This window comes from Pseudomonas fluvialis (genome assembly GCF_014207935.1).
GTDB lineage: Bacteria > Pseudomonadota > Gammaproteobacteria > Pseudomonadales > Pseudomonadaceae > Aquipseudomonas > Aquipseudomonas fluvialis_A.
Window position 1 is genome coordinate 288,942 of record NZ_JACHLL010000002.1, and the last position, 16,825, is coordinate 305,766.

Here is a 16,825-nt window from a genome sequence, read left to right on the forward strand (position 1 = left end):
CAATTGCGGCCCCTTTTGTTTGCCTGCGAAGGTCAGGCAATGCGCGAGAGCAAGGCCTTGGCCTCGCGCTTCTGCTCATCGCTGCCATCGCTGATCAGCTGGTTGAGGATATTGCAGGCCTCGTCCAGGTTGCCCTGTTCGATATAGGCCAGCGCCTGGTTGAGCTGACTGAGGTGCTCACGCTTGCCTTCCAGATGGCTCAGGTCGTGGCTTTCCTCGAAGCTGCGGAACTCGCTGAGGGTTTTGCCCACCGGCTCGCGGCCCCAGGGCGACACTTCCTCGTCCTCTTCGACCACCACGGGGCGTGCCGAGGTCCGTCGTTCGAACGCCTGCGGCAGTTCGGTCAGTTCGCTATGGCCCATCTCGAACACCTCGGGCAACTCGTTGAGGTTGCTGCCGATCAGGCTGTCCTCCTCCACACCCTTGCTCACCGGACGCACGGTCTGGAACGGCTCGATCTGATCCCAGTCGGCATCCAGCGGCAGGTCCTCCAGGTTCAGCTTGAAGTCATCCTCCAGCAGCGGACTGGCTTCATTGAGCGGCGCCACGGCCTCATGCACCACCTCGGTGGGTTTGCCACCCGACTGCTGGGCGTACTGCTCGCGGATACGTGCCAGCGGCGTGGCGCACTCGGGAATGCTCTGCAGCACGGCCAGCTCACGCTTGAAGCCCACCTCGTCACCCAGTTGCGCCAGAACCTCCAACAGGCGCAGACGCAGCTCGTGACGCTCGGGATCCTGCTCCAGAGCCTGGCGCAGACAGGCGCGGGCCTCGGCAAAATTGCCATAGGCGATATACACATTGGCCGCCGCCAGGGCATCGCTGTTGCGCGCCGGGGTAACCGGAGCCAGTTGCTCGGCCGGTGCCTGCACCGGTGGCAACGGTGCTGCGCGCGGCGGCTGTTGCGGCGGCGGCACAACAACCGCACGCGGCGTCGGAGTGGGCGCAGCCGCATGGGCTTGCCGCTTGCCACGACGCAACCAGCCCGCCGTGACCAAGGCTCCCAGCAACAGGCTGGAAGCCAGCCACCAGTGCCAGGTACTCGGGGTTTCGGCGCTGATACTGGCCGGCGCCGGCGCAGCCGCTGCGGGCGGAGTTTCGGCAACAGGTGTTTCGGCAACCGCTGCATCGGCTGCCGAAGGCGCGGCTGTGGCAGCCGCAGGGGTGGTCTGCTGCAGACGCTGCTGCAGTTCAGCGATCTGCTGATCACGCTGGCTAACCGCCTGCTGCAGGGTGTTGAGTTGCTGACTGAGGGTCTGCAGTTGCGCCATCAGCTCGGCATTCTGCTGCTGGTTAGCCTGCAGTTCGCTGTCCAGGCGCTGCTGCAACTGCGCCACGGCCTGCGTCTCGGTCGCTACCGTGGCAGCCGGCACAGGCTCGGCCAGAGGCGCCGCAGCCTCGGCGGCAACTTCGACCGGTGCGCTGGCGGGTGCCTCGACAGAGGTGTCAGCGACGGGCGCCGGGGACTCTGCCGACGCAAACGGCCGCGCTTCATCTGGTAGCAACAGTTCGACATCGGCTTTCAGCCGCGACGCATCCCCGCCCATGAAAGCCTGCGGGTTGAGTGCGAGAATGCCATCCATCAGACGCTGCAGCGAGAGCGTGCTGCCAGCCTGCTGCAGACGCTTGGCAATCAGCCACAGACTGTCGCCGCGACGCACCTGATAGCGTTCGCCGCGCATGGCGGTGGGCAACACCTGCGGCACGCTGATACGGCTGCGCACAGGCTGCTCGATACGGGGCGCCAGGCTGGTCAGTGGTGCTGCCTGCTGGCGATAGGCCGACGACTCCGGTGGGTCGAACAGCACGGTGAACTCACGAACGAAATGGCCATTGGGGCGCACCACTTCCACCAGGAAGTTCAGGTAGGGCTCGCGCATGACCTTGTTGCTTTGCACCCGAATGTAACGCTCGCCGCCCTGCAGCACCGGGGTGAAGCGCAGGTCGTTGAGTACGTAGAAGCGCTCGACGCCGGCACGGGCGAATGCCTGCTCGCTGGCCAGGCGCACCTTGAACTCGTCGGCCTCCAGTTGACTGGCATCGATCAGCTCGATGCGGGCATCCAGTGGCTGGTTGAGGGCCGAATACAGGGTGATCTCACCCAGGCCCAGCGCCATCGCGGCTCCCGGGCACAGCACCGAACTGGAAGCGAGCGTGAAAAGCAATGTGCGCATCTGTGGCATAACGCCTCCTCAAGCACCGACTTGCCGATCTCTGCATTCCCTTGACGACCGCGGGTCGGGCTGTCCACTCATGGTGCGGGCACCACCCTGGCGCCGCTCCCTCATTCAGTATGGTCTCTGTCACGCAATGTGCTTGCCACACCGCCAGACAATCTGCCGAATGGTCATGGGCTGGACACCTGCTGCGAACGCAAGCGCCAAGCTGGCCACAAGGTCAGGATAAAGCACAATGCCATCACCCAGAAAGTCTGCGCGAACGCCTCAGCTTCGGCCGAAGCGCTGCTGCCCAGAGCCGCGTGCCGCCACTCGAGGAAGTAGGTCAGCAGGTTGACGCCGAAGGCGCCACCCAGTTGACGCACGAAGGTAATCACGCCCGCCGCGCTGGCCAGATGCTGCTCCGGCAGGGCATCCAGGGCGACGGCATTCAGCGCCGGCAGCAGCAGGCCGAAACCGATCCGTCCCAGACAGGCCAACAGGCATAGCCAGGCGAATCCGGCCGGCGAGCCCCAGACGGCAAAGCCCAGCGCCGAAGCGGCGAACAGCAGCAGGCCGGCGCACAACAGCCAGGCCAGCGGAAAGCGATCGGACAACCAGCCTCCGGCAAAGGACGCCAGGCCCAACGCCATCCCGGCCGGCAACAGCAGCAATCCGGCGCGGCCGGCGGAATAGCCCTCGACGGTCTGCAGGAACAGTGGAATCAGGTAGGTCGAACCATACAGACCAAGGCCCAGCACCAGAGCCACCCAGCTGGCCTGACGAAAGGCGGCGCTTTGCCAGAGCATCAGCGGCAGCAATGGCTGGGGGCTGTGGCGACTACGCCGGACAAAGCGCCAGGCGGCCAGCACCGCCAGCAACCCCGGCGCCCAGGCTCGGGGCTCGGACCAGCCAAAACGCTGGGCCTCGGCCAGGCTGCCCAGGGCGGCGAACAAGGCCAGCAACAGCCAGAGAAATGCCCGGTAGTCCAGGCGTGGCGGCTGTGGACTACGTTCGTCCGGCAGCAGCCAGATGGCCCCGAGCATGGCCAGGGCGCATAGCGGCAGCGGCATCCAGAACACCGCCGGCCAACTGAAATGATCGACCAGATAGCCGCCAATGGTCGGCCCCAGGGTCGGCGCGATCATCACCCCCAGGCCATAGATACCCAGGGCCATGCCACGACCACCGCCGGCATAGACGCGGAAGATCAACACCATGGCCAGCGGCTGGACGATGCCGGCGCAGCCGCCCTGGGCGATACGCACGGCAATCAGTTGCCAGGCCTGATCGGCCGTCAGAGCCAGCAGCGAGCTGAGGATGAACAGGCCGAGGCCGAGCAATACGGTCAGGCGAGTACCAAGGCGCTGCTGGGTCCAGTTGGCCAGCAGCAGACCGGCCGTCATCGCTGCGAGAAAACCGGTCGACAGCCACTGGGCCAACGGCCGGCCAATGGCAAAGTCATCCATGATCGCCGGCAGGGCCACATTGATGCTGGTGGAAGCCAGCACCAGGGCCATGCTGCCCAGCATCAGCAGGCTGAGCAGCCAGAGTGGGTAACGGGGGCCGAAGCGCGCCTGCAGCTGCGCCAGATCGGCCGCCATCAGAGCTGTTCCAGGTTGGCCAGCATGCGTGAGTGAACCTGCTGACACAGGCGCAGATCGGCCTCGTCAATGCCGGCAAACAGTTCGTTGCGCAGCTGCCCGGAAATCGCCTCGATCTGCGCGATCAATGGCCGCGCCGCTGGGCACAGGCTGATCTGCTTCGCGCGTCGGTCGCCGGCCACGGCCTGGCGTTCCACCAGTCCCTGCTGCTCCAGACCATCGAGCAGACGGGCCAGGGTCGGCCCCTCCACAGCCAGGCTGGCCGCCAGCTCACGCTGGGTCGGCAGGCCTTCGAAACGCGCCAAATGCAACAGAACCAGCCAACGCGCCTGGGACAAGCCAAGATCGGCCAGGCGTCGGTCCAGCTCTGCACGCCAGCCCCGCGACAGCTGGGCCAGCTGCATGGCAAAACGGTGTTTATCGGGTTGCGCCATGAATCGTGATCCGCAAAGTTCGGTAATTGCGAGGGTCTGTTCCCGTTTCGGCGCAAGCCGCGTTGCTGCGCCAAATGGCGCCAGGCTAGGCGCGGGATGCCGGCAATGGTCATTCCCTTGCCAAATCCTGCAACGACGCATGGCGCCATTTGCCGCGCAACCCGAAGGGACGGGCCGTTTTTGGCGCACAGCGGTGTTGCTCGATGACTCATTTAGCTCGCTAAACTTCGCATCTCGCGCCTAGCTGTGCGCCAAAAACGGCTCCGTCGCGGCGGCGCCGAAACGGGAACAGACCCTAACTATTAGCCAGCTAACCATACTGCGAAACACCAGACAAGTAGACCAAAGGAGGCGCTAAGTCGCACCCCAGGCCGGGCTACCACTTCGCATACTGATCCTCAACAAAGCCCCAGAGCTGGTCGATACGCACAGACTGGCGCCCCCTGGGGCGCAATTCGCCGGTGAAGCGCCCGAATATCTGCTTGAAGTTGCTGGCGATCAGCCCGGCATTGACCCGTTCCTGATGCAGCCCCGCGCCACTGAAGCGCAACGCCACCTGACCATCGTTGGAGGTGATGGTCCAGGGCTCCAGGGGCTGATCGCGATTGAAGGCAAAGCGCACACCGTCGACCTTGATCAGTTCGCCATCAAGCCAGAAGCAGTTCTCGCTGAAGCTGGTCTCGTTGACCCCGCACGACAGATTCAGCCCGACCCGCTGGCCGTCGACCTGCCCGGACAGGCAGGCCCAGTTCCAGAAGGTTTCCGGGCGCATGTAGCCGGCCGACCAGTCATGGTGGGCAAAGGCATCGATGGTCCCGAGATCGAAATCGCCAAGGCTGCTGCGCACGTGCCCCTGGCAGCGGACACCCGCCACCTTCTGCGCGTAGACCCAGCCGTTGACCGCCGTCGGCGTGCACAGGCACATCGGCGCGAAAGCCGGCTCGCGTTCGCTGAAACGGGCCTCGATCGAGGTGCCGTCATCCAGCGTCACCGAAAGGTGCTTTTCCAGGCTAGGACCGCTGTTTTCCAGGCGCAGGCGATTGTGCCCCCAGCGCAGCTCGCACACGCCCTGATTGGGGTTCTGGCTGAACAGCGTGCCCAGGCCCAGCGGCAGCTTGAACTGACGCTTGATCATGCGCCCGCTGGCCGGGTGGAACAGATAGACAAAACCCACGCCCAGCAGGCTCAGGTTGGCCAGCGCGCAGCCGCCGATCAGTTGGTCGCTGATGATGCCGAAGTACTGGAACTGGTGAAAACGCCGCCATTTGGCCAACGCCCCCTGGGGCCGGCCCATGGGCGAGCGGAAATCATAATCGCGGTAGTTGATCAGCTCGGGAGCCGCGGCAAACTGGCCGTAATGGGGCTGGCCATCGGCCTGGATCAGCTGGTGCATGGCGCAACGCCTCGGAAAGTCAAAAGCCCGATCCTAGCAGCGCGCCTGGCGGGCTCAATTCACCAATCGGGCCAGCCCGGCAGGCAAAAACGGCCAGCGACAGGACTGTATTCAGTGAGCGATTTGATTACGGCCATTGGCCTTGGCCAGGTACAGCGCCCGGTCGGCCTGTTCATACAGCTGGGTCAGCGCCAGACCTTCAGCGGGCTGCAGCGTGGCCACGCCGACCGAGAGCGTCAGCACAGCGCCCGAGCTGGAACCACGATGCTCGATGCCCAGTTGCTCAAGCTCCACGCGCAAGCCTTCGGCAAGCTGCAGCGCCACGGCCTGATCGCTCCCGTACAGCAGCACGGCAAACTCCTCGCCACCCAGACGCACCGCCATGTCCAGCGGCCGCCGCGCCCGTTCCTCGACCAACCTCGCCACCGCCTGCAAGGCATGGTCGCCGGCATGATGGCCGTAGGCATCGTTGTAGGCCTTGAAGTGATCGACATCGGCAATCAACAACGACAGCGGCACGCCGTCGCGCTGGCCCTGACGCCACAGCGAGGTCATCTGCCGATTGAAGCTGCGCCGGTTATGCAGGCTGGTCAGCCCGTCGCGATCCGCCAGCAGCTGCATCAGCCGGGTATTGAGAAAGCTTTCCCGCGACTTGTACTCCAGCAGGTAGCACCCCACCGCGCCGACCACACTGCCGGACAGCAGAAACAGCAGGTTATTGATCAGTCGCGCCAGCGGAAAGCCCACCCACCACTCGCCAACCCCGTAAGCCACGACACCCAGCAGGGACACCAGCAGTGCCTGGCGCAAGCGCAGACCGGCGAGGAAGTAGCCCGCCATGCTGATCAGCAGCAGACCCTCGTAGGGGAAGTTGTGGTCCACCCCGTGGGCGATCGCCACCACCACCGCAGCGCCAACCCCAAGGGCGGCGATGCTGGCCATGCTCATCCACTCCAGATGCTGCCGGTGGCCGCGCCAGAGCAGCGCGCCACAGCCCAGCAATACCGCCAGCACCACCAGGCGCACCGCGCTCATCCACCAGCGCTCGCTGCTGCTGATCAGCAGGTGATCGAGGATGGCAAACAGCAGCCAGAGGATCGTCCCTACCGCCAGGGTGATGCGCAGCAGGCTCTGGGTCTGGGCGAACTGAGCCTCGCGATATTCGCGCTCCAGAGGCCCACGAAAACGCAGCCAGGTAAAACCACCCAGCAACTGGTCGACGTAGGGATTGGGGCGGACTTCGTCCAGCCAGGCCTGATGAGGGGACAAACAGATGCCTTATCGGAACGGGTTCAGTGAACCTTAGCCCCTACGGCAGCACGCCACAAGCGAGGCTAGAGCTCGAACTCGCTCTGCAGTGCGGCGCGCACGCAGTACAGCACGCCCTCCTCGACCCGCCCGTGGAACATCGGCGCGATCGCAGCCGCCGGCGGCAGATCGCCGTCGCCATCGAGGAAGGCATCCTGGATCTCGCCCAGCAGCTCCTCGGGCAGATCCAGCGCCTGCTCCAGCGACAGCTGGTTACGGGTAATGGCCTCGGCCAGCAGGTTGTACACGCTCTTTTCCGCGCACTTGAGCTGGTTGGCGATCTGCGCCGGGGTCATGCCGGCACGGGCCAGGCTGACCAGTTCGTGGCGCAGGTCGGCGACCACCGCAGGCGCCGCTTCCTCGCCCTGATTGAGCACGTCGAGGAAGGCCTCGCCATAACGATCCAGCTTGCGTGCACCAACCCCGCTGACCCGCGCCATGTCGCTGAGGGTGCGCGGCTGGCTGCGCAGCATCTCCAGCAGGGTCGAGTCGGGGAAGATCACGTAAGGCGGCACTTCGTGCTCCTCGGCCAGGCGCCGACGCAGGGCTCGCAGCGCCTCCCAGGTGGCGCGCTCATCGGCACGCACCAGCTGGCTGGCCGCGCTGGCCGACGCCTTCGGCGCCGTCTGCGGTTTCAGATCACGGCGCAACTGCAGGGTCACTTCCCCACGCAGCAGAGGACGGCAGGTCTCGGACAGGCGCAGCCCGCCAAAGCCATCCAGGTCGATATCGGCCAGACCGCGCCCTACCAGTTGGCGGAACAGGCTGCGCCACTCGCCCTCGTTGAGCGCCTTGCCAACGCCGAAAACCGCCAGGTGCTGGTGGCCGGAGGCGCGGATCTTGTCGTTCTCGCGCCCCAGCAGGATATCCACCAGATGACCGACGCCATAGCGCTGGCCATTGCGGTAGATCGCCGACAGCGCCTGACGCGCCGGCTCGGTGGCATCCCAGGTCTGCACCCCGTCGATGCAGTTGTCGCAATGCCCGCAGGGCTTGGCCAACTCCTCGTCGAAATAGGCCAGCAGCGCCTGGCGCCGACAGCGGATCTCTTCGCACAGGGCCAGCATGGCTTCGAGCTTGTGCTGCTCGATGCGCTTGTGCCGATCATTGCCTTCGGAGTTGGCCAGCATCTGCTTGAGCAGCAGCACATCCTGCAGGCCGTAGGCCATCCAGGCATCGGCCGGCAGGCCGTCGCGGCCGGCACGGCCGGTTTCCTGGTAATAGGCTTCCAGCGACTTGGGCAGATCGAGGTGGGCCACGAAACGCACGTTGGGCTTGTCGATCCCCATGCCGAAGGCAATGGTCGCCACCATGATCAGGCCTTCCTCATTGAGAAAGCGCTTCTGGTGGTAACTGCGCAGCTCGCTGGGCAGCCCGGCGTGGTACGGCAGCGCCGGGAAGCCCTGGGCGCTGAGAAAGGCCGCCACCTCATCGACCTTCTTGCGCGACAGGCAGTAGACGATGCCGGCATCGCCCTTGCGCTCGGCGAGGAAGGCCAGCAGCTGCTTGCGCGGCTGATCCTTGGGCACGATGCGGTAGAAGATGTTCGGCCGGTCGAAACTGGAGAGGAAGCGTTCGGCCTGATCCAGGTGCAGGCGCTGGGCGATCTCCTCGCGGGTGCGCTTGTCCGCCGTGGCGGTCAGGGCAATCCGCGGCACGTTGGGGAACAGCTCGGCCAACTGCCCCAGCTGCAGGTATTCCGGGCGGAAATCATGGCCCCACTGGGACACGCAGTGGGCTTCATCGATGGCGAACAGGGCAATCTGCAGGCGCTGCAGAAACGCCAGCATGCGCGGCTGCACCAGACGCTCCGGGGCCACATAGAGCAGTTTGATCTCACCCTGGCGAATGCGCTCGGCCACCTCGCGCTGCTCGTCGGCACTCAGGCTGGAATTCAGCGCCACAGCAGCGACACCCAGCTCATCCAGGGTGGAAACTTGGTCTTCCATCAGCGCGATCAGCGGCGACACCACCACCGCCAGGCCTTCGCGCAACAGGGCCGGCACCTGATAGCACAGCGATTTGCCGCCGCCAGTAGGCATCAGCACCAGGGCATCGCCGCCCTCGGCCACGCGCTGGATGATCGCCGCCTGCTGGCCACGGAAGGCGTCGTATCCGAAAACATCTTTGAGAATGCGCGAAGCGGCAGAAGACATGGCGTAAGTCTGAATGGCTGGCAAATCCGGGCGCGCAGTATACGCCAGCCATGCCGGGACGATGGCCTCGCCTGTCGGCCGTGCTTTTAGCGGTCCACGAGGCTAAACTTCACGGCCATACATTCGAACGATCCCTCAAGGTAGCCCCCGATGTCCTTCGCTGAGCAACTGCACCGCCTGCAAGCCTTCCTCGATGCCGATGACCTGCACGAGGAAGCTCTGGACTACATGGCGGCCCATGGCTACCTGACCGCCCTGGCCATCTGCACCGAGCAGGTGCCGGCGCGCGAGTGGATCGACGCCCTGTTCGCCGAGCCGCCGCACTACCGCAGCGACGCTGAGCGCGCCGAAATCGAAGAAACCCTGCAACAGCTCAAGGCCCATATCGGCCGTCAGCTGGCCAGCGACGACGACATGGAGCTGCCCTGCGAGCTGGACCTGGGCGAAGAGCCGGACGACGCCGACCTGCGTGGCTGGTGCATCGGTTTCATGGAAGGCGTATTCCTGCGCGAAGGTGCCTGGTTCGAAAATGCCGAGGACGAAGTCAGTGAGCTGCTGCTGCCGATCATGGTCGGCTCCGGCCTGTTCGAGGATCAGCCGGAGTTTGCCGAAATGGCCAGCAACCCGGACCTGATGGACGAGATGATCGAGCAGATCCCGGAAATCCTCACCGCTCTGTTCCTGCTGTTCAACGCCCCGGAAGAAAAGCCGGCGCTGCTCAAGCCCCGCCACCACTGAGCCCCGCATGTCGCACCGCGACATCGAGCAAAGCCGTTCGCCCGTGATCCGCACGCTGCTGCTGGCGATCGGCTGGCTCAGCGTGACCCTCGGCATCATCGGCATCTTCCTGCCGGTGCTGCCCACCACCCCCTTCCTACTCCTGGCCGCCGCCTGTTTCGCCCGCAGCTCGCGGCGCTTCTACCTGTGGCTGGTCGAACACCCGCGCCTCGGCCCCTGGGTACGCGACTACCTGGACGGCCATGGCATTCCACTCAAAGCCAAGGTCTACAGCATCGGCCTGATGTGGTGCAGCATCGGCCTGTCCTGCTACCTGGTGCCCGTGCTGCCGGCACGCCTGTTCATGCTGTGCAGCGGCACCCTGGTGACGCTGTATATCCTCAAGCAGAAGACCCTACCGCTGCGCTGATCCGGCAACTTCCGACCAGCGGCACCCGACCTGGCCCTGCAGACCCGCTCAACGCCTAGACTGGAGGTGTTCAGCTCTGTCAGGGACGTCAGCCTGTCATGATCTCGCGCCCACCCATGCTGCGCCCGCTTGCTGCCGCACTCTGCGCCAGCCTGGTGCTGTGGCTGAGCGCCTGGGCCGAATGGCCCGCCTGGGACTTCACCCAGATACTGCTCAAGGCCGAACAGCGCTATGGCAACCTGGGCAATGCCAAAGCCAGGCTGCTGGCCTGGAACGAACTGATGCAGAGCAGCAGTGGCCTGGGCGAAACAGAAAAACTGAAGTTGGTAAACAGCTTCTTCAACCGCCAGTTCCGTTTCTCCGACGACAGCCGCAACTGGCGCCAGACCGACTACTGGGCCACTCCGGTGGAAGCCCTGATCAAGGGTGCCGGCGACTGCGAGGACTACTCGATCGCCAAGTATTTCACCCTGCGCCGCCTCGGCGTGCCCAGCGACAAACTGCGCATCACCTACGTCAAGGCCCTGCAGTACAACCAGGCGCACATGGTCCTGACCTACTACGCCAGCCCCACGGCCACGCCGCTGGTGCTGGACAACCTGATCGGCGAGATCCGCCCGGCCTCGCTGCGCAAGGACCTGCTGCCGGTCTATGCCTTCAACGCCGAAGGCCTGTACCTGCCCAATGGGAAAAAAGGCGACAGCAAGAAGCTCTCGCGCTGGCAAGAACTGCTGCAGAAGATGAAGGCCGAAGGCTTTGCCGTCGGCGAGGGATAGGAGAAGCCCATGTCACTACTCAAACAACTGTTCCTGGCCATCTGCCTGTTTCTGGTGGTGGCCTTTACCGGCAGTTTCATCTCCGGCGTGGAGAACTCCCGCGAGCAGCTGCTTGGCCAGTTGCGCTCGCATGCACAGGATGCTGCCACGGCCCTGGGACTGTCGATGACCCCGCATGTGGACGACCCGGCAATGATCGAGCTGATGGTCAGCTCGATCTTCGACAGCGGCTACTTCGCCACCATTCGCGTGGTACGCATCCCCGACAATCAGGTGATCGTCGAACGGCGCACCACAACCACCTCCGACAAGGTGCCCGGCTGGTTCGTCGACCTGGTCGATCTGCAACCCCAGGGCGGCGACGCCCTGATCATGCGCGGCTGGGAGCAGGCCGCACGGGTCGAGGTGCTCAGCCACCCGCAGTTCGCCCTGGCCAAGCTGTGGGACAGCGCCATTGGCAGCGGCCTCTGGCTGCTGCTCTGCGGTGTGGTCAGCGCCGTGCTCGGCGGCTGGCTGTTGCGCCACCAGCTCAAGCCCCTGGACACCATGGTGCAGCAGGCCCAGGCCATTACCCGGCGCGAATTCCTGACCATGCCCAAGGTGCCGCACACCCCGGAACTCAAGCGCGTGGTGGTGGCGATGAACCAGATGGTCGAAAAGCTCAAAGCACTGTTTGCCGAAGAGGCCGCCCGCAGCGAGAAGCTGCGCGAAGAAGCCTATCAGGACACCCTGACCGGCCTGGCCAACCGCCGCCTGTTCGATGCCACCCTGAACAACCTGCTGACGGTCAGCGAGAATCACACCGAAGGCTATCTCATGCTGATGCGGGTCAATGACCTCGGCGGCCTCAACCAGCGCCTGGGCGGCCAGCGCACCGATGCGCTGATTCAGGACATCGCCGAACTGTTCAAGACCCTGCTGGCCGAGCACGGCAAGCCCAACTGGCTGGTCGCACGCAGCCGCGGCGGTGAATTCACGTTCCTCGCACCAGGCCTGGCCGCCGAGGAAGTCGAACTACGCGCCAACCGCCTCTGTCAGCAACTGGAAAACCTGCGTGCCACCGGCGCCAGTGATTGCACGCCGGTGATGCACATGGGCATCACCACTTTCCGCCCCGGCGAAGAGGCCGCGGCCGTCTTCGCCCGCGCCGACCAGGCCCTGGCTCAGGCCCAGAGCCAATCAGGCAAGGCCTGGCAACGTCTGGACAGCTTCGACGCACAGCCCAACCAGGGCCTGCATCAATGGCGCGAGTGGGTCGATGACGCACTCAACCACAACCAGCTGCAGTTGTATTTCCAGCCGGTGGCGCAATGCGCCGCCACCGATGTGCTGCTGCACCACAAGGTGCTCGCCCGTCTGCTCGATCCCAAGGGCGAGGCCATCGCCGCCGGGCGCTTCCTGCCGTGGATCGAGCGCCTGGGCTGGCTGGCCCGCTTCGACCTGGCCATGCTCGAACATTGCCTGACGCACCTGCAGCAACAGCCGCGGCCGCTAGCCATCAGCCTGTCCGCCGCCACCCTGCTGGAACCCGGCAGCCGCGCCCGCCTGCTCGCCCTGCTTCGCGAGCACAGCCAGCATGCCGCCCTGCTGACCCTTGAAATCGACGAACACCAGTTGCCCGAAGCCAAGGAAATGGAGCGCCTGTGCCTAGCCATTCGCGGCACCGGTTTCCAGGTTGCGCTGCAGCATTTCGGTGGGCGCTTCAGCCTGATCGGCAACCTCACCCACCTCGGCCTGGCCTACCTGAAAATCGATGGCAGCTACATCCGCGCCATCGACCAGGAAAGCGACAAGCGCCTGTTCATCGAGGCCATCTACCGTGCCAGCAACAGCATCGACCTGCCGCTGATTGCCGAAATGGTGGAAACCCAGGGTGAACTGGATGTTCTGCGCGAACTGGGCATCCAGGGCGCCATGGGCCGCCTGATCGGTGCACCGGAGCCTGCACAGCAATGAGTTCGCCAGATTGAGACATAACCAAATAAAAGCCCCCGCGACGCAGAGCATGGCGGGGGCTTTTTCCTCCCTGTGTCGCTAAACGGTATCGACCTTCAAGCTGCCATCATCGAGCATCTTGGTGATCAGCTCTCCGGCGTCCAAGGTGCCGTACTGGTCGAACAGGTTGACGTCCTGCAGTACCACCGTCTGATCAGGCGTGGCGAAATTGCCATCACCCGATGCATCGACCTTGATCACCGTATCCACCGAGGCCGTACCGCTTCCCGGGGCCTGAGTCGTGATGTTCAGGTAGCTGAGCAGATTGCCCAGCTCGGCCGGTCCACCATTGACCCCGCCGGTGACGTCGCTGTCGAGCAGCTCGGACAGATCAATACGGTCGCCCTCCGCCACACTGGCATAGTCCCGCGTAAAGTTGGTCACGGTATCCGTGCCCGACTCGCCTGCCTTCCACACATAGGTATCCTTGCCGGTTCCACCGTTGAGCAAATCGTTGCCCGTGCCACCGAGCAGCACATCATTGCCACCACCACCGGACAGCGTGTCGTCGCCTCCCAACCCATAGAGCACGTTGCTCAGACTGTTGCCGGTAATGTTGTCGGCATGGCTGGAGCCAATCACATTTTCAATATTGCTCAGCGTGTCGCTACCGGAGCCACCGGTCGCCTGGGCAGTCAGGGTCTCCAGCGAAACACTCACCCCGGCCGTGGCGTACTTGTAGCTGACGGTATCGCTGCCATCCTGGCCATTGATCACATCATTGCCGCCGGTTGCCTGAATCACCTCGTCACCAGCGCCACCGACGAAGTTGCTGCCATTGACGATCGCCACATTGAGCAACTGTGAACTGGTGACATCACCATCGCTGTCGATCAGGTTGAAGTCGAACGTCAGGTTGGCATCCAGGGCGCTGGTTTGTGGGCTGAGCAAGCCGATGTCGACCACCTTGATCACATCCTGATCGGTCGTGTCGGCCTCAGGGCCAGAGGTATTGGCCTCGAAGCCCAGCAGCGCAGACAGCACGGTCGAGGCACCCGATGCTCCGGTACCGCGCACCAGATTGATCCCCGAGCCTTTCACATCCTCGGTCGAAACCAGCAGCTGCGCACCGTAGATCAGGTAGTTCTCGCCCGCGGCGTTGTAGTCATTGGCTTCGATGATCACCACACCATCACTGCCATCCGTAAACGTGATGCCATAAGGGTTGGTCTGGTTCGCCAGGAAGATATCGGCGTAATCCACCACGATGGCCCGCGTCGTCGTGGCGTTGGTCAGCGGGTTGATCAGTTTCAGGACCACGACAAAGTCCTCGCCATTCCCCAGCTGATCCAGCTTCAGGTACATCACGCTGGCCCGTGCCGTGCCCGGCCCAGGCGCACCGGAACTGCCTGGGCTGCTGGTGTAGAAGTCCATATTCAGAACTTCACCGGCCTGCAGGGTATCACTGGCCACGCCATTGGCATTGCCGGAGATACTTACCCAGGTCTGGCTCGCGGTGAACGTCTCACCATTGACGAAGGTCTTGTCGCTGTTGCTGGTCTGCAAGTCGACCGCCCCGCCGCCGCTGGTTTCCTCTACGCCGCTGAAACGCACGTAGAAGTTGTCTGCCAGTTTCGAGACCACGATTTCCGGTTGCGACTCGGCGCTGCCGTCGGTATTGAAGCTCTCCTTGGAAACCGTCTGACTGGTCTTGAGGAAGGTATAACCTTCCAGCGGCGCATTGAGATTGAGCGTGTAGGTCCCTGCCACCTTGTCGAAGGTCAGAGTACCGGTTGCCTGGCTCAGCGCGTTGCTGCTGGAAAGTGGGTCAGCATCGTACTTGAAGGACACGTTGAAAACGGCCTGGGCATCCGTTTCCGCCGCCCAGGTCACCGAGCTATTGCTGATTCCCGCCACGCCCACGGTCCCGGCCAGCAGAATCGGCGAGAAGTCCGAGTTGCCAAGTGCGTAGCTGCGATTGGCATCACCACCAATCTGGTAGTCGAAGATACCGGTACCACCGATCACACCATTTGCCGCATTGGCATAAACCAGATTGCTCTTGGCCAACACCACCGGGATGTCATCCTCGACATTGACGATGAAACTACCGGCCAACGGCACCGGGGAACCACTGACAGTGGCCTGCAGCAGGCTGCTGAAATTCAGTGGCAACAGCGCACTGTCGGACGTCCCCGCCGGGTGATCGATGCTCCCGCTGAGGGTAAAGGTGAAGTCACCATCAGCCTCGACCTGCAGCGTGAAAATCACCTTGGCACCGGCCATGGCAGTCAGGGTATCGCCTGCTAGGTTGACCGAGTAGGTAATGGCCACGCCATCAGAGGTCAGATCCGCCAGCCCCGAGGTAACCGAGCCAAGCTTGAACTGGGCCGAGGATATACCGATCAGCAGTTCCGACAAATTGCCAGTTGCCACCGTAGTGAACGCATCACCGTCGGTGTTGCCATTGGGCAGCTCGTCCTCATCGACCTGCGCCACGACCGGATCGGTATTTTCCACAAAGATCGACAGTACGGCAGGCGATCCATCACCATCGGCATCCACCATGGTGTAGGCAAACTGCTCGGTGACATCCGCATCCAGATCGCTCGGAGCGACATAGCTCCAGGCGCCGGTCACGAAATTGAAACTGAGCTTGCCACCCTCGGCGGTCGTGACATCGGTCAGCGTGCTACCGGCCAGTGAACCGCCATTGGAAAGGTCGATGGTGTTCTGGCCGTTCCAGGTGTAGGTCACGCCATTGATGGTGATGGCACGGACAAAACCCGCACCATCCGTACCGTAGGCATCGTTACTCAGCACATTGCCGGTGACTGTGCTGTCCGGAATCTGTGCAACCAGGGCATCGACCAGATCATCGAAGTCCGCCACAGCCACCGGTGAGCCAACACCATCCACATCGATATCCTGCAGGCGATCATTCTGGATACCGTCACCTACGCCAATGGTGCTGACCGAGATGCCATTGAGGTCGACAAAGCTGTTCCATTCTGCCGCCACGCTGTCCAGCAGCGAGCTACCCCCAGTCCCCGTCTGCTCATTGGGGTTGCCGTCGCTGATGAAGAACACCTGGTTGTTCCAGCCACTGAGCGGCGTATAGGCACTCATGGTTTCCTGGATGGCCGCCGTGAAGTCCGTCGTACCGCTGAACGGCCGGTTATTGATGATATTGGTGATGAGCGCATCGAACTCGGCAAGGGTGTCGACGCCCAGATACGAGGTCGCCGTCGAAGAGAACGCGACGATGTTGATGTTCACCATCCCTGAGGTGCCATCAAAGAGTGCATGGCCGGCCTCACGCACCGCATTCATCATGGTGAGGAACTCACTGCCACTGATGCTGCCACTGGAGTCAATGACAAAAGCGGCATTGATGTTGGTGCTCTCGGCGGTCACCGCCGCATCCGGCTGAGCCGTCGGGCCATCGTCCTCGATGCTGAACACGCCGTTGCCGAGGTTGATCGACGCCGTGTCGCGGTCGCCGTCGGCATCGGTCACCGTCTGCACGATCTGCAGCAGGTTGGCGTTGCTCAGGGTCAGCGTCGAACTGTCGTCGTCACTGCCCGTATTGCTGTGCCAGATATTGTTCAACTGGGTGAACGTCACCACCCCGCTGGTCGGATTGATCGTGATAGTGAAGTAGTTGATCAACCCCACCGAACCCGTGATGGTATCGCCCGACTGGTTGAGTACGATCTGCGCACCGCGGCCAATACCGTCACCGTCTGCAGTGGTTTTGTCGCTGCTATCCAGCACGTACAAGCCTGAGCCGACATTACTGCCGCTCAGCTGCAGGCTATAGCTGGTCGAGCCCGGGCCATCGCTGCCGTAGTCGGTCACGGCGGCGAAGTTGTCGGCAAAGTTCGCCGACACCGAGGCCACACCGACCGGGTCG

The 16,825-nt window shown here is 63.5% G+C and carries 11 protein-coding genes; 4 read left to right on the top strand and 7 right to left on the bottom strand.

Annotated elements, in window-relative coordinates; all coding sequences use genetic code 11:
* Positions 1-32: 32 nt before the first annotated feature.
* The 6 genes from HNP49_RS06440 to recQ form a co-directional block, all read right to left on the bottom strand.
* Positions 33-2,174 carry a FimV/HubP family polar landmark protein gene (locus HNP49_RS06440; RefSeq protein ID WP_184681638.1) on the bottom strand — a complete coding sequence of 714 codons (2,142 nt, stop codon included), beginning with the start codon at positions 2,172-2,174 and terminating at the stop codon, positions 33-35.
* 173 nt (positions 2,175-2,347) lie between these two features.
* A complete protein-coding gene (locus tag HNP49_RS06445) occupies positions 2,348-3,760 on the bottom strand; it encodes a DHA2 family efflux MFS transporter permease subunit (protein ID WP_184681640.1) in 1,413 nt (470 codons plus the stop codon).
* Entirely contained in the window at positions 3,760-4,194 is a 435-nt protein-coding gene (locus HNP49_RS06450; protein ID WP_184681642.1) for a MarR family transcriptional regulator, read from the bottom strand. Before HNP49_RS06450 ends, HNP49_RS06445 begins: the two co-directional genes overlap by 1 nt.
* Before the next feature lie 376 nt (positions 4,195-4,570).
* Positions 4,571-5,587: a DUF2804 domain-containing protein gene (locus tag HNP49_RS06455; protein ID WP_184681644.1), complete on the bottom strand. Its 1,017-nt coding sequence runs from the start codon at positions 5,585-5,587 to the stop codon at positions 4,571-4,573.
* A gap of 111 nt (positions 5,588-5,698) precedes the next feature.
* Positions 5,699-6,856 (bottom strand): diguanylate cyclase, encoded by a 1,158-nt coding sequence (locus HNP49_RS06460; protein WP_184681646.1) that lies wholly within the window; start codon positions 6,854-6,856, stop codon positions 5,699-5,701.
* 65 nt (positions 6,857-6,921) lie between these two features.
* Positions 6,922-9,051 (bottom strand): DNA helicase RecQ, encoded by a 2,130-nt coding sequence (gene recQ / locus HNP49_RS06465; protein WP_184681648.1) that lies wholly within the window; start codon positions 9,049-9,051, stop codon positions 6,922-6,924.
* Positions 9,052-9,201: 150 nt separating this feature from the next.
* Between recQ and HNP49_RS06470 the strand changes: the two genes are divergently transcribed.
* From HNP49_RS06470 to lapD, 4 genes are all read left to right on the top strand, one after another.
* Positions 9,202-9,789, top strand: a complete 588-nt coding sequence (locus HNP49_RS06470; protein ID WP_184681650.1) for a YecA family protein — start codon at positions 9,202-9,204, stop codon at positions 9,787-9,789.
* A gap of 7 nt (positions 9,790-9,796) precedes the next feature.
* The gene (locus HNP49_RS06475) at positions 9,797-10,198 is read left to right on the top strand and encodes a YbaN family protein (protein ID WP_184681652.1); all 402 of its coding nucleotides are present in this window, start codon (positions 9,797-9,799) and stop codon (positions 10,196-10,198) included.
* Positions 10,199-10,314: 116 nt separating this feature from the next.
* On the top strand, positions 10,315-10,974 hold the full coding sequence (gene lapG, locus HNP49_RS06480) for a cysteine protease LapG (RefSeq protein ID WP_184681654.1): 660 nt from the start codon (positions 10,315-10,317) through the stop codon (positions 10,972-10,974).
* Positions 10,975-10,983: 9 nt separating this feature from the next.
* Entirely contained in the window at positions 10,984-12,930 is a 1,947-nt protein-coding gene (gene lapD, locus HNP49_RS06485) for a cyclic di-GMP receptor LapD (RefSeq protein ID WP_184681656.1), read from the top strand.
* Between the two features lie 78 nt (positions 12,931-13,008).
* On the opposite strand, the gene HNP49_RS06490 is transcribed toward lapD, so the two are convergent.
* A partial coding sequence (locus tag HNP49_RS06490) for a DUF5801 repeats-in-toxin domain-containing protein (protein WP_184681658.1) occupies positions 13,009-16,825 on the bottom strand: 3,817 nt, incomplete at its 5' end.